Source organism: Leifsonia sp. SIMBA_070 (genome assembly GCF_046534635.1).
Classification (GTDB): Bacteria; Actinomycetota; Actinomycetes; order Actinomycetales; family Microbacteriaceae; genus Leifsonia.
On sequence record NZ_JAWRYK010000001.1, the window covers coordinates 2,944,970 to 2,958,129 of the forward strand.

The window sequence follows — 13,160 nt, forward strand, 5'->3', positions numbered from 1 at the left end:
GTCGATCCCCAATTCCAAAGCAAACAAAGCAAAGCACAGATTGTTCAGAACCGTCAAGGAGAAATCAAAACCGTAAGATGTGTTCCGCGCGCTGCTCCCACCGCGGCGCCGGCGACGAGGAGGCGACATGGCGGCAGAGGACGACGGCGAGCGACTGTCCGGACCGGAGCGGCAGCGGCTGCTGCTGGAGACGGCGCGGCAGCAGGGCCGGGTGCGCGTCAATGCGGCCGCGAAGTCCCTCTCCGTCACGCCGGAGACCGTGCGCAAAGACCTCGCCGCGCTGCAGGCGGACGGCCTGATCATGCGCGTGCACGGCGGTGGCATCCCCGTCGAGACGCCGGTGCACGAGCCGGGGATCACCGCGCGGACGGAGTGGACGGCTGAAAAGGAGAGGATCGGTCGTGCGGCGCTGGACGAGCTGCCGTCGAACGGCGTCATCTTCATCGAAGCAGGGACGACCACGGCGCACTTCGCCGACCTGATCCCCGCGGATCTGCCGCTCACCGTCGTCACGAATTCGCTGCCGATCGCGCAGCAGCTCGCCACTCGCTCGACCGCGGCGACGGTCGTCATCCTGGGCGGCCGCGTGCGATCCGTCACCCTCGGCAGCGTGGATGCCATGGCGATCCGCAACCTTCAGGAGCTCTACGTCGACGTCGCCTTCCTGGGCACGAACGGCCTGAGCGTGGAGCGCGGCCTCACCACGCCGGACATCGCGGAGGCGGAGACCAAGCGCGCTGCCCTGAACTGCTCGAACCGCCGCGTGCTGCTGGCCGATCACAGCAAGGTGGGCAAGGTCGCGTTCTGCCGTTACGGAGATCTGAGCGACATCAACCTGCTGATCACCGACACCGGGCTCTCGGCCCAGCAGGCGGGCGAGCTGGAGTCGGCCATCGGCCGCGTCGTCCGCGTCTGACCGCTTTGCCTTTTGTTACGTTCTGATTTCCCATCCGTTTCCGCTTGACCCGTTCCGGTTCACTGTGATTGACTTCCGTTACTTCGCGGACGGCCCCCTCTTCCGAAGGCCCGCCGCGAAGAGAAACCCGGTCGTTTTCAGTGAGGAGCGAAGTGGACGCGCAGGTTGGCGTTATCGGATTGGGAGCCGCAGGGAGCGCTGCGCTCTGGCGGACAGCGGCGCGCGGCGCGGAGGTGATCGGCTTCGAGCAGTTCGACGCCGGACACGACCGCGGTTCGTCGCACGGCTTCTCCCGGGTCTTCAAGTCGGTCACGCCGCAGGGACCGCAGGAGTCGGCCCTCGCTCAGCGGGCGGCCGGCCTCTGGCGTGACCTGGAGGCGGAGAGCGGCGAGTCCGTCCTCCACATGACGGGCGGGCTCTCCATCGGCACGCCGGACAGCCCGCTCATCGCCGGACTGGAGAAGGTCAGCGCCGAGACCGGCCTCGAACTGGAGTACCTGGACCACGCCGAGCTGCGCCGCCGTTTCCCCCAGCACCTGGTCACCGATGGCGACATCGCGGTCATCGACCCGGCCAGCGGTTACATCGAGCCGGAGCTCTCGATCCGCACCGAGTGGAGGCTCGCACAGGCGCACGGCGCCCGGGTCGTCGGCGCGGAGGTGCTGGAGGTCGTCCCTCAGGAGGACTCGGTGCTGATCGTCACCGCCGAGCGCACCTACGAGGTCGGGACGGCGATCGTCGCGGCCGGCGCCTGGCAGCGCACGCTGCTCCCCTTCCTCCCGCTGAACCTGACCCCGCGCCGAGCGACCCTGTCGTGGTTCGCTCCGAAGCCCCGCAAGGAGGCGCTGTTCACCCCGGAGGCCTTCCCCGCCTTCACGCACGAGGCGATCGGCGAGACCGGCTGGGGCCTCCCGGAGTTCGACGACTACCGGGTCAAGATCGGCCTCGACTTCACCGAGGGGTACGAGATCGTCGACCCGTCGGCGAACAAGAAGGACGTCGAGGACTGGGAGCTGGCGCGCGTCCGGAACTTCGTCGCCGAGACCCTTCCCGACCTCGAGCCCACGCCCATCCACTCGGGCGGCTGCATGATCACGATGACCCCCGACGAGGAGTTCACCATCGGCATCCCCGCCGAGCACCCCCGTCTCGTCGTCCTCTCCGCGTGCTCCGGCCGCGGCTTCAAGATGTCGGCAGCCGTCGGAGACGTCGGCGCCGAGCTGGCGCTCACCGGCGCCTCCACCGCCGACCTGAGCCCGTTCTCCCCCGATCGATTCACCCCCGCCCCCCTCACCATTGGAGCAACGAAATGAAGCGACTCACGAAGGCGTCGTTCGCGGCGGCCGTCCTGGCCACCGCACTGGTCGCCACCACCGCCTGCTCGAGCGGCACCAGCGCAGGCTCGTCCAGCACCGCCGACAGCAAGACCTCGAAGTACGAGACCATCAAGCCCGGCGCGCTGACCATCGTCACCAGCAGCGACCTCACCCCCTTCGCGTACATCAAGGACAAGAAGTGGGTCGGCGTCGACGTGGCCCTCGTGTCGGAGGCCGCGAAGAACCTCGGCCTGTCGGTGCAGATCACGGCTCACGACTTCGACACCCTCATCCCGCTGGTCGCCGGCGGTCAGGCCGACCTGACCATGGGCTCCATCGCCGACACCGACGTGCGCCGCAAGACGGTCGACTTCACCCTCCCGGACATCATCGGGAACAACGCGCTGGTCGTGCCCAAGGACTCCAAGATCAAGACGGAGGACGAGGTCGCCGGCAAGAAGATCGGCATCCTCCAGTCCAGCCAGGCGCTGCAGTACGCCCAGAAGTACTGGACGAAGTCGAACATCGTCACCTTCCCGTCGAACAACGCCGCACGGCTGGCACTCTCCGGCGGCGGCCTCGACGGCATCCTCGTCGACCCGCAGAACGCCAAGGCCTACACCGAGCAGTTCCCGCTGAAGATCGCGCTCTCTGCCGTGAACCCGGAGGACCGCGGCGGCGCCTGGATCCTCAACAAGAAGGCGACCAACCTCCGCGTCGCCCTCAACGAGCAGCTCCGCGCCTTCCTGAAGGACGGCACCACCCAGAAGATGCTCGAGAAGTGGAACCCGGCCGACAACTCGCAGCCGGTCATCGACTGGCTGAAGAAGTACTACGCCGCCCACCCCTCCAACAAGTACTCGGTCGAGTAACCCGGCGTCGCACCCGGGCCAGCCAAGGGAACGTTCATGAACATCATCGACAGCTTCTTCAACTGGGATCAGATCGCCGCGATCCTCCCCGACCTCATCCTGATCGGTCTGCCGAACACGCTGATCCTGGCGATCGGCGCGATGATCCTCGGGTCGCTCGTCGGCATCCTCATCGCCCTCGCCAGCATGTCGAAGCGCGCGATCCTGCGGATCCCGGCCCGGGTGTACGTCGACCTCCTGCGCGGCCTGCCCGTCATCCTGACGATCTTCCTGCTCGGGCAGGGCCTCCCGCTGATGGGCGTGCACATCTTCGGGGACAGCTCGTACCCGTACGGGATCCTCACCCTCGCACTGATCGCCGGCGCGTACATCGCCGAGATCTTCCGCTCGGGCATCCAGGCGCTCCCGCCGGGGCAGCTGGAGGCCGCTCGAGCGCTCGGCATGTCGCACGGGATGGCGATGCGGCTCATCGTCATCCCGCAGGGCATCCGCAATGTGCTGCCGGCGCTGACCAACCAGTTCATCGCCACGATCAAGGACTCCAGCCTGGTCTACCTGCTCGGCTTCACCGTGTCCGAGCGGGAGCTGTACCGGATTGGCCAGGACGCCGCGCAGCAGACGGGCAACCTCTCGCCGCTGGTCGCCGCGGGGATCATGTACCTGATCATCACCATCCCCCTGACGTACGTCGTCAACTACATGGACAAGCGGTTCAAGACCGGCCGCCGGCCCGAGAACGCGATGGTCGGCGAGCACGACGCCAACCTGACCCCGACCGGAGCCGTCTCGGCCCCGGCCCCCGAGCAGCTGCAGGAGGCGGCGAAATGATGCAGATGACGGCACCGGCGACGGTGAAAGCTGGGCGGGTCGCGGTGGAGGGCATCCACAAGCAGTTCGGCCCGGTGGAGGTGCTGAAAGGCATCGACCTGACCGTCGAGCCCGGGGAGGTGGTGTGCATCATCGGTCCGTCCGGGTCGGGCAAGTCGACCCTCCTGCGCCTGCTGAACCGGCTGGAGGAGCCCACCGCCGGCCGGGTGATCGTCGATGACGAAGACATCACGGCGCCCAAGACCGACATCGATGCGGTGCGAAGCAGGATGGGCATGGTCTTCCAGAGCTTCAACCTGTTCCCGCACATGACGGTGCTCGAGAACGTGACGATCTCGCTGCGCAAGGTCAAGCGGATCGGCAAGCAGGAGGCCGAGCGGATCGCTATCGAACGGCTGACGGATGTCGGGCTGGCCCACAAGGCGCAGTCGCGGCCGGCGCAGCTCTCCGGCGGTCAGCAGCAGCGCGTGGCGATCGCCCGTGCGCTGGCGATGGATCCGGAGCTCATGCTCTTCGACGAGGTCACGTCGGCGCTCGACCCGGAGCTCGTCAAGGGCGTCCTCGACGTAATGACCAGCCTGGCCAAGGCGGGTATGACCATGGTCGTGGTGACGCACGAGATGGGCTTCGCGCGCCGGGTCGCCGACCGCGTCGTCTTCATGGACGGCGGCGTCATCGTCGAGCAGGGCGCCCCCGCCGACCTCTTCGACAACCCGCGCTCCGAGCGCCTCCGCCGCTTCCTCTCCCAGGTCCTCTAGCCCCACCGTCGAGTACACAAAAACTGCACGGATTCAGCGCGAATCCGTGCAGTTTTTGCGTACTCGACGGCGGGGGGAGCCGCGACGAGGGGGTTACCAGGAGGTGCGGATGAGCTTCTTGTTGACGAACTCGTCGGCGCCGAAGCGGCCCAGCTCGCGGCCGGAGCCGGAGCGCTTCACCCCGCCGAAGGGCAGCTCGGCGCCGTCGGCGAGGACCAGATTGACGAAGACCATGCCGGCCTCGATGCGGTTCGCGACGCGCTCCGCCTGCTCCTTGTCGGTGGTGTAGAGGTACGAGCCGAGGCCGAACGGGGTGTCGTTGGCGATGCGCACCGCATCCTCCTCGTCCTTCGCGCGGAACACCTGCGCGACCGGGCCGAAGAACTCCTCCTTGGAGGCCGGGTTGTCCGGGGTCACGTCGGTGAGGACGGTCGTCTCGAAGAAGGCGCCGTTGCGGCCTCCGCCGCGGACGAGCGTCGCGCCGTTCTCGACGGCGCGCTTGACCTGCTCGTCGAGGTTCTCCGCAGCCTTCAGCGAGGAGAGCGGGCCGAGTGCGGAGTCCTCGCTGGTCGGGTCGCTCGCCTCCACCTCCGCCAGCTTCGCGGTGAACTTATCCAGGAACGACGGGTACAGCTCGTCGATCACGACGAAGCGCTTGGCGGCGTTGCAGGACTGGCCGCTGTTGTCCAGGCGCGCGTCGACGGCGTTCTGCACCGCGGCATCCAGGTCGTCGGTGGACAGCAGGATGAACGGGTCGGACCCGCCGAGCTCCAGCACGACCTTCTTCAGGTTGCGGCCGGCGATCTCGGCGACCTTCGCGCCGGCCCGTTCGGAGCCGGTGAGCGACACGCCCTGCACGCGCGGGTCGGCGATCACGGTCTCGATCTGGGAGTGGTCGGCGTAGATGTTGACGTAGGCGCCCTCCGGGAAACCGGCGTCGAGGAAGATCTGCTGGATGGCCGCCGCCGACTCCGGGCACTGCTCGGCGTGCTTGAGCAGGATGGTGTTGCCGATCACCAGGTTCGGGCCGGCGAACCGGGCCACCTGGTAGTACGGGAAGTTCCAGGGCATGATGCCGAGCAGCACGCCGAGAGCAGAGCGGCGGACGACGGCCGAGCCGTCGCCGTCGAGCAGCCGGATGGGCTCGTCCTTCAGGAACTCGTCGGCGTGGTCCGCGTAGTACTCGTAGATGGCGCCCGCGAAGTCGACCTCGGCGAGCGCCTGCTCGACCGGCTTGCCCATCTCGAGCACGATGATGTCCGCGAGCTCCTGGCGGCGCTCGACGTGAAGCTCGCCGACGCGGTGGACGAGCGCGGCGCGCTCGGCGACGGTGGTGGTCTGCGACCACGTCCGGAATGCGTTGTCCGCTGCGGCGATGGCCGCCTGCAGGTCGTCGTCGCTGATGGTGTCGAAGGTCTTGACCGTCTCCCCGGTGGCGGGGTTGGTCACGGCGTAGCTCATGGCGCTCCTCTTCTTCGCTGAAACGGGCCAAGCCCATGGTGTCGATACGGCCCATTGTGACAATACGGCTTCCGAACCCGCTATGGCCCGCCACGTCGTACAGGCCGCAGACGAGAGGTCGACAGCACGTACACGCGGCCGCACCCCCGGCGCCGGAGTCTGTGACCCCTGCGCCCACTATTGCAATTGCGCAATCGAAGCGTTGAATGGGCAGCGACCCCTGAGGAGGATCCGTGGACCTGAGCGGTAGGAGCGTCGTCGTCACCGGCGGGAACAGTGGGATCGGAGCGGCCATCGTCCGCTCCCTGGCGGCTGCGGGGGCCTCCGTCGTCATCGACTACGTCGCACACCCGGAGGACACCGCCGACCTGGTGAAGGAGGTCACGTCCGGCGGCGGCCGCGCGATCGGCGTCGAGGCGGATGTCTCCACCATCGCCGGCATCGAGAAACTGATCTCGACCGCCGTCGACGAGTTCGGCCACCTGGACGCCTTCGTCAACAATGCGGGCATCGAGGAGCGGCACACCCTCCTGGAGGTGGACGAGAAGACGTTCGACCACGTGATGGCGGTCAATCTGAAGAGCGCCGTCTTCGGCACCCAGCGCGCAGCGAAGCGCTTCATCGAGCAGGGCTCCGGAGGCATCGTCGTCAACATCTCGTCGGTGCACGAGGACTGGCCGATGCCCGGCAACCTCAGCTATTGCGTGTCGAAGGGCGGGATGCGGATGCTCACCCGCACGGCCGGAGTCGAACTCGGGCCGCAGGGGGTGCGCGTGGTGAACGTGGCGCCCGGCGCCGTCGACACGCCCATCAACGAGAGCACCATGAAGGACGACTCGCTCCGGCAGAAGCTGGAGAACAGCATCCCGCTGCGGGAGGTGGCGGACCCGTCCGAGATCGGCGGCGTCGTCGCCTTCGTCATCTCCGACGCCGCGAAGTACATGACGGCCACCACGGTGTTCGTGGACGGCGGGATCATGCGGGGCAGCGTCGGGCTGTGAGTGCGCCCCGGATCGAGGACTACGCGCTGATCGGGGACCTGCACACGGCGGCGATGGTGTCGGCCGACGGCTCGGTCGATTGGCTGTGCCTGCCGCACTTCGACTCCCCCGCGTGCTTCGCGGCCCTGCTCGACACCGAGTCGGCGGGCCGCTGGCGGATCGCGCCGACGGACGCCGGCCGGTGCACCCGGAGGCGCTACCGCGGTGAGACGCTCATCCTGGAGACGGAGTGGGAGACGGCGGAGGGCCACGTCCGGATCACCGACTTCATGCCGGTGCGCGATCGTGCCGCCGACCTCGTGCGCATCGTGGAGGGGATCTCCGGCTCTGTCGCCATGCACGCCGACCTCACCGTCCGCTTCGACTACGGGCATGTGACGCCGTGGGTGACGAAGACCCCGGAGGGGGTGCGTGCCGTCGCCGGACCGGATGCGCTCCTCATCACCTCGGACGTCCCTCTGGTCGGCCGTGACATGACAACGGTCGCCGACTTCACGGTCGACCCAGGGGATCGCGTCTCCTTCGTCCTCACCTGGTATCCGAGCCACGAGTCGGAGCCCGACCCGGCGGACCCCGAGGCCGCCCTCGCCGAGACCGAGCTGTACTGGACGCGGTGGAGCGGGCGGAGCACGGCGTACGGCCCCCACAAGGACGCCGTCCAGCGCTCTCTGATCACGCTGAAGGCTCTCACCTATCTGCCGACCGGCGGCATCGTCGCGGCCCCCACCACCTCCCTCCCCGAGCAGCCGGGAGGACCGCGCAACTGGGACTACCGGTTCTGCTGGCTGCGGGACGCGACCCTCGCCCTCCAATCGCTGCTGACCGCCGGGTACACCGACGAGGCGAGGGCATGGCGCGACTGGCTCGTGCGCGCCGTGGCCGGCGACCCCGCCGACCTACGGATCATGTACGGGCTGGATGGGCGCAGGCGGCTACCCGAGGAGACGCTCGACTGGCTCGCCGGTTACGACGGCTCGACGCCCGTCCGCATCGGGAACGCGGCCGCCGAGCAGCTCCAGCTCGACGTCTGGGGCGAAGTGCTCGACGGGCTCTCCCTGACCCGGTCGACCATCGGCTCCGGCGATGACGCCTGGAACCTGCAGTGCGCGCTCGTCGAGCACCTCGCCCGCACCTGGCGGGAGCCCGACAACGGTCTCTGGGAGATGCGCGGCCCGCGCCGGCATTTCACCCACTCCAAGCTGATGTGCTGGGTCGCCGTCGACCGGATGATCGACGGCGCCCAGCAGTTCGGCCTCCCCGGCCCCGTGCGCCGCTGGGAGCGGCTGCGGGCGGAGATCCGGCGCGACATCCTCGCCAACGGGTACGACACCAAGCGGAACACGTTCGTCCAGGCGTACGGGTCGACCGATCTGGATGCGTCGCTGCTGCTCATCCCGCGCGTCGGCTTCCTGCCGCCCGACGACCCACGCGTGGTCGGGACGATCGACGCGATCCAGCGGGACCTCACGGAGGAGGGGTTCGTGCTGCGCTACCGTCCGCAGGCCAGCGACGACGGCCTCCCGGGAAAGGAAGGCGTCTTCATCGCCTGCTCGTTCTGGCTGGTGGACGCGCTCATCGGCGCGGGACGACGGGACGAGGCGGAGGAGCTCTTCGGCCGCTTGCTGACCCTGCGCAACGACGTCGGGCTGCTGAGCGAGGAGTGGGATCCGCACGGCTCCCGGCAGCTCGGCAACATGCCGCAGGCGTACAGCCATTTCGCGCTCGTCCGGAGCGCGTTCCATCTGCTGTCCGGCGGGGTGAGCACCACGCAGGACCGCATCCCGATCGGGAAGGAGTGAGACGATGCCCCAGCCGGACATCCTCGTCCTCGGAGCCGGGTTCTCCGGCTTCACCCTCGCGCGGGAGCTGCGACGGGACGCCGCGGCGCACCGCCTGCGGCTGACCGTCGTGGACCCGCAGCCGTACCTCACCTACAAACCCCTGCTGCCCGAGGTCGCGGGCGGCGAGACGCAGGCGCGCGACACCGTCGTCCCGCTCCGACGGCCGCTGAAGCACGCCCACCTCGTGCCGGGCTCGCTGGAGTCCGTCGACACGGCCGCGAAGGTGGCGGTCGTCCGATCGCTCGACGGGACGGAGCGCGCCCTCCACTACGACCACGTCGTCTTCGCGCTGGGCGCCGTGACCAAGACTCTTTCCATCCCGGGTCTCGCCGAGAACGCGATCGGCTTCTCGAGCGTCGAGGAGGCCGCGTACCTGCGCGACCACGTACTGGAGCGCATCCGGTTCGCAGCCTCGACCGCCGACCGGGCGGAACGGCAGCGCGCCCTCACCTTCGTCTTCGTCGGCGGCGGCTACACCGGCGTGGAGGCGATCGCCGAGCTGCAGCGCCTCGCCGCCTCGGAGCTCGACCGCTACCGCGAGCTCGACGGCGAGCGGATGAGCTGGCTGCTGGTGGAGGCCGCAGGGCGGATCGCCGCGGAGCTCACCGAGCCGCTCTCCGCCTGGACGCTGCGACTGCTGCGGCAGCGCGGTGTCCGCGTGCTCCTGAAGACGGAGATGACGACCTGCGAGAACGGCATCGTGGTCCTGAACAACGGAGAGACGCACCCCGCCGACACCATCGTCTGGGTCGCCGGCGTCACGCCGAACCCGGTGCTCGGACGGACCGATGTGCCGCGCGGGAAGAAGGGCCACGTCCAGTGCAGCGCGAGCCTGCAGGCCGTGCGTGACGACGGCACTCCGCTCGACGGGGTGTGGGCGCTCGGCGACGATGCGCAGGTTCCCGACCTGACCGCCGAGCACCAGCCGGCCTACTACCCGCCCAACGCCCAGAACGCCATCCGTCAGGCCCGCGTGCTGGCGGGGAACCTGCGTCGCGCCCTCGACGGGCAGCCGCCGGTCGAGTACCGGCACCGCTCGCTCGGCACGCTGGCCAGCTACGGCGGGATGCGCGGCGCCGCGGTACTGCGCGGGCTTCCGCTGCGCGGCCTCCCGGCCTGGGCGGTCGACAAGGTCTACCACGCCATCGCGTTGCCGAGCGTAGCCCGCCGGTTCCGGCTGGTGCTCGGCTGGATCGGCAACGGACTCACCCCGCGCGAGGAGGCGCCGGTCGCCGCATTCCCGGAGCCGCGGGAGCGCTTCCGGCAGGCGGCTCAGGAGCAGGCCGAGAAGTGACGGCACCTGAGAAGGGGCTGCGAGCGGCTTCACCCGGAACCGCCCAGGTGGAACGCTTGCACTGACGCAACTAAGGGAGGTGGACGTGACACGACGAAGCCGCACCCGGCGCACAGCCAAGCACCCGCTCCACGGCATCGACCGCATGGTGCGGAACGTGGAGACCGGACGTTTCGAACGGTCGCTCTCCGGCCTGACCGCCGTCGGCTCGCTGGTCACCGCCGGTGAGATCTACTTCGAGCACGACAAGGCCAGCTTCGGCGATCCATGGATGTGGGCCCCGGTCATCCTCGGACCCGTCGGGGCCGCCGCCGGGATCGCCGGCGTCTTCAACCGCCGTGCGGCCAAGACGCTGCTGCCCATCGCCGCAGCGACGATCGTCGCCAACGGACTGCAGGGCACCTACCTGCACGCCCGGGGCATCACGCAGAAGCCGGGAGGCTGGCACAACCTCCGCTACAACCTCGAGATGGGACCGCCGCTGCTGGCGCCCCTCCTGGTCACGATGGTCGGCGGCATGGGGCTGCTCGCGGCGATCCTGAGGAGAGAGAAGTGAGGACGCCGCCCACGCATCCGGGCGCGGGCGTGCCCGACCGGTTCCCGGGCTTCCGGGTGCTCGACCAGAAGCAGCACTGGGACGACGCGACCCGCTCGGTCGTGCTCGCCCGGATCGGGCGGCCCTCCGACATCCGCTTCTTCGACATCGTCGAGCAGGCGGCGGCCACGGCACTGTTCGACGAGCTGCTCGACCAGGAGGGCGACGGCCGGGTTCCCATCACAGCGCTGGTGGATGCCCGGCTCGCCGAGAGCCAGACCGACGGCTGGCACTACGACTCGATGCCGATCGACGCGGACGCGTGGCACCAGACCCTCGCGGCCCTCGACGACGACGCGCGTGACGCGCACGGCTGCGCGTTCGCCGAGTGCGACCGCGGCGAGCGCCGGGAGCTGCTGGAGACGATCCGCACCGGCGACGGCGACTGGCGCGGATTCCACCGCGGACAGGTCTGGAGCCTGTGGACGCGCTACGCCTGCACCGCCTTCTACAGCCACCCGGAGGCCTGGGACGAGATCGGCTTCGCCGGCCCCGCCTACCCGCGCGGTTACAAGAACCTCGGCCTCGACCGGCTCGAGCCGTTCGAGGTGCCGGACGTCCACCCCGACGACATGCCCTCCACGCGGCCGGACGGCGGGGCCGACACGTGACCGGCGCGGTACAGGACCGCAATGCGTCGGCGTGGCTGCTCACGCCCGACGGCTCACGGACCGAGCCGCGGCTGCGCGAGAGGATGCGGCGCTTCGCGGACACGGACGAGGTCGACATCGCGATCGTCGGCTGCGGCGCGGGCGGCTCCGTCCTCCTGCAGCGGCTCGCGCGCGCGGGCTGGAGCGCCGTGGCGTTCGACGCCGGGCCGTTCTGGGAGCCGGAGCGCGACTGGGTGAGCGACGAGGCAGGCTCCCACCACCTGTACTGGACGGAGCCCCGGCAGATCGGCGGCGGCGACCCCGTCCCGCTCGGCTCGAACAATTCGGGGCGCGGCGTCGGCGGCTCGATGGTGCACTACGCGGGCTATGTGCCGCGCTTCCATCCGAGCGACTTCCACACCCAGAGCGTGGACGGCGTCGGCGCTGACTGGCCCCTCGCGTACGAGGAGCTGTCCCCCTACTACTCGGACATCGAGAACGAGCTGCCCGTCGCCGGCGAGGACTGGCCGTGGGGGGAGCCGCACACGTATCCGCACAGCCCGCATCCCGTGTCCGGCAATGGGGAGACATTCCTGCGGGGCGCACTCGCAGCCGGGATCACGGCCAAGGTCGGTCCTGTGGCCATCACGAACGGACGGTTCGGGCACCGGCCGCACTGCATCTACCGCGGCTTCTGCCTGCAGGGCTGCAAGGTCAACGCCAAAGCGTCGCCCCTGGTCACCCACATCCCGGACGCGCTGGAGCACGGCGCCGAGATCCGCGCGGACAGCATGGTCAGCTCCATCGAGTACGACGAGCGCACCGGGCGCGCCACCGGCGTGCACTACTTCCGCGATGGCGTTCCGCGCTTCCAGCGCGCGCGGATGGTGGCGGTCGCCGGCTACTCCATCGAGACCCCGCGGCTGCTCCTCAACTCGCGCTCGCGCCGTTTCCCGGACGGACTCTGCAACGACTTCGATCAGGTCGGGCGCTACCTGATGGTGCAGGGCGCACCGCAGACCGCCGGCCGCTTCGCCGACGAGATCCGGATGTGGAAGGCGCCGCCTCCCGAGGTCAGCACCGAGGACTTCTACGAGACCGACCCGGGCAAACCGTACAAGCGCGGGTACTCGATCCAGACGGTGTCGCCGCTGCCGATCACCTGGGCGGAGCACGTCATGGCCCAGGGATTCTGGGGGGCAGACCTGCGCAGGTACATGGCGGACTACGTGCACTGGGCCTGCCTGGGCGCGCTGTGCGAGTTCCTGCCCCAGCCGGGCAACCGCGTCACGCTGGCCGATGAGACCGACCGCTACGGCCTCCCGGTCGCGCACTTCTCGTACACGCAGTGCGACAACGACCGGGCCCTGGCGAAGGCCGCGCAGGCCACCATGGAGCGCATCCTGGAGGCCGCGGGTGCGCAGGAGACGATGACGATCCAGCGCTACGCCCACCTCGTCGGGGGTGCGCGGATGGGCGGCAACGAGCGGGAGGCCGTGGTGGACGCCGACTGCCGCAGCTTCGCCGTGCCCAACCTGCTCATCACCGACGGCAGCGTGCTCCCCACGCAGGGCAGCGCGAACCCGGCGCTCACGATCATGGCCGTGGCGGCGCGCGCGGCCGACCGGCTTTTGGGTCGCGGAAGGCGTTGACGCGGCGACCTCCGAGGGTTGGATGGCCGGTGAACG

12 protein-coding genes are annotated in these 13,160 nt (G+C 69.4%); 11 read left to right on the plus strand and 1 reads right to left on the minus strand.

The features are described 5' to 3' along the window. The first annotated feature begins 127 nt into the window (after window positions 1–127). From SB754_RS13920 to SB754_RS13940, 5 genes are all read left to right on the plus strand, one after another. Entirely contained in the window at window positions 128–916 is a 789-nt protein-coding gene (locus SB754_RS13920) for a DeoR/GlpR family DNA-binding transcription regulator (protein WP_410782900.1), read from the plus strand. 152 nt (window positions 917–1,068) lie between these two features. Next, window positions 1,069–2,229 carry an N-methyl-L-tryptophan oxidase gene (gene solA / locus SB754_RS13925; protein WP_410782901.1) on the plus strand — a complete coding sequence of 387 codons (1,161 nt, stop codon included), beginning with the start codon at window positions 1,069–1,071 and terminating at the stop codon, window positions 2,227–2,229. After that, window positions 2,226–3,104 carry a substrate-binding periplasmic protein gene (locus tag SB754_RS13930; protein ID WP_410782902.1) on the plus strand — a complete coding sequence of 293 codons (879 nt, stop codon included), beginning with the start codon at window positions 2,226–2,228 and terminating at the stop codon, window positions 3,102–3,104. The genes solA and SB754_RS13930 overlap by 4 nt, the downstream gene beginning before the upstream one ends. Before the next feature lie 36 nt (window positions 3,105–3,140). After that, window positions 3,141–3,932 carry an amino acid ABC transporter permease gene (locus tag SB754_RS13935; protein ID WP_410782903.1) on the plus strand — a complete coding sequence of 264 codons (792 nt, stop codon included), beginning with the start codon at window positions 3,141–3,143 and terminating at the stop codon, window positions 3,930–3,932. Continuing rightward, window positions 3,929–4,690 (plus strand): amino acid ABC transporter ATP-binding protein, encoded by a 762-nt coding sequence (locus SB754_RS13940; RefSeq protein WP_410782904.1) that lies wholly within the window; start codon window positions 3,929–3,931, stop codon window positions 4,688–4,690. The genes SB754_RS13935 and SB754_RS13940 overlap by 4 nt, the downstream gene beginning before the upstream one ends. A gap of 93 nt (window positions 4,691–4,783) precedes the next feature. Here SB754_RS13940 and SB754_RS13945 read toward each other — a convergent pair whose 3' ends face one another. After that, complete coding sequence (locus SB754_RS13945) at window positions 4,784–6,151, minus strand: NAD-dependent succinate-semialdehyde dehydrogenase (protein ID WP_410782905.1); 1,368 nt, start codon at window positions 6,149–6,151, stop codon at window positions 4,784–4,786. 233 nt (window positions 6,152–6,384) lie between these two features. Here SB754_RS13945 and SB754_RS13950 point away from each other — a divergent pair, with 233 nt between their 5' ends. The 6 genes from SB754_RS13950 to SB754_RS13975 all read left to right on the plus strand — a co-directional run bounded on the left by SB754_RS13950 (window position 6,385) and on the right by SB754_RS13975 (window position 13,124). Then, the gene (locus SB754_RS13950; RefSeq protein ID WP_410782906.1) at window positions 6,385–7,152 is read left to right on the plus strand and encodes an SDR family NAD(P)-dependent oxidoreductase; all 768 of its coding nucleotides are present in this window, start codon (window positions 6,385–6,387) and stop codon (window positions 7,150–7,152) included. Further along, the gene (locus SB754_RS13955; protein ID WP_410782907.1) at window positions 7,149–8,951 is read left to right on the plus strand and encodes a glycoside hydrolase family 15 protein; all 1,803 of its coding nucleotides are present in this window, start codon (window positions 7,149–7,151) and stop codon (window positions 8,949–8,951) included. Before SB754_RS13950 ends, SB754_RS13955 begins: the two co-directional genes overlap by 4 nt. A gap of 4 nt (window positions 8,952–8,955) precedes the next feature. Next, window positions 8,956–10,287 carry an NAD(P)/FAD-dependent oxidoreductase gene (locus SB754_RS13960; RefSeq protein WP_410782908.1) on the plus strand — a complete coding sequence of 444 codons (1,332 nt, stop codon included), beginning with the start codon at window positions 8,956–8,958 and terminating at the stop codon, window positions 10,285–10,287. Window positions 10,288–10,372: 85 nt separating this feature from the next. Then, window positions 10,373–10,843: a hypothetical protein gene (locus SB754_RS13965; RefSeq protein WP_410782909.1), complete on the plus strand. Its 471-nt coding sequence runs from the start codon at window positions 10,373–10,375 to the stop codon at window positions 10,841–10,843. Further along, window positions 10,840–11,493 (plus strand): gluconate 2-dehydrogenase subunit 3 family protein, encoded by a 654-nt coding sequence (locus tag SB754_RS13970; protein ID WP_410782910.1) that lies wholly within the window; start codon window positions 10,840–10,842, stop codon window positions 11,491–11,493. Before SB754_RS13965 ends, SB754_RS13970 begins: the two co-directional genes overlap by 4 nt. Beyond that, entirely contained in the window at window positions 11,490–13,124 is a 1,635-nt protein-coding gene (locus tag SB754_RS13975) for a GMC family oxidoreductase (protein WP_410782911.1), read from the plus strand. Before SB754_RS13970 ends, SB754_RS13975 begins: the two co-directional genes overlap by 4 nt. Window positions 13,125–13,160 lie beyond the last annotated feature (36 nt).

What these genes read in the sequence shown, in the direction of transcription:
- SB754_RS13920 (WP_410782900.1), top strand. Translation starts at nt 128, where the DNA reads ATGGCGGCAGAGGACGACGGCGAGCGACTGTCCGGACCGGAGCGGCAG.
- SB754_RS13930 (WP_410782902.1), top strand. Translation starts at nt 2,226, where the DNA reads ATGAAGCGACTCACGAAGGCGTCGTTCGCGGCGGCCGTCCTGGCCACC.
- SB754_RS13935 (WP_410782903.1), top strand. Translation starts at nt 3,141, where the DNA reads ATGAACATCATCGACAGCTTCTTCAACTGGGATCAGATCGCCGCGATC.
- SB754_RS13940 (WP_410782904.1), top strand. Translation starts at nt 3,929, where the DNA reads ATGATGCAGATGACGGCACCGGCGACGGTGAAAGCTGGGCGGGTCGCG.
- SB754_RS13945 (WP_410782905.1), bottom strand. Translation starts at nt 6,151, where the DNA reads ATGAGCTACGCCGTGACCAACCCCGCCACCGGGGAGACGGTCAAGACC.
- SB754_RS13960 (WP_410782908.1), top strand. Translation starts at nt 8,956, where the DNA reads ATGCCCCAGCCGGACATCCTCGTCCTCGGAGCCGGGTTCTCCGGCTTC.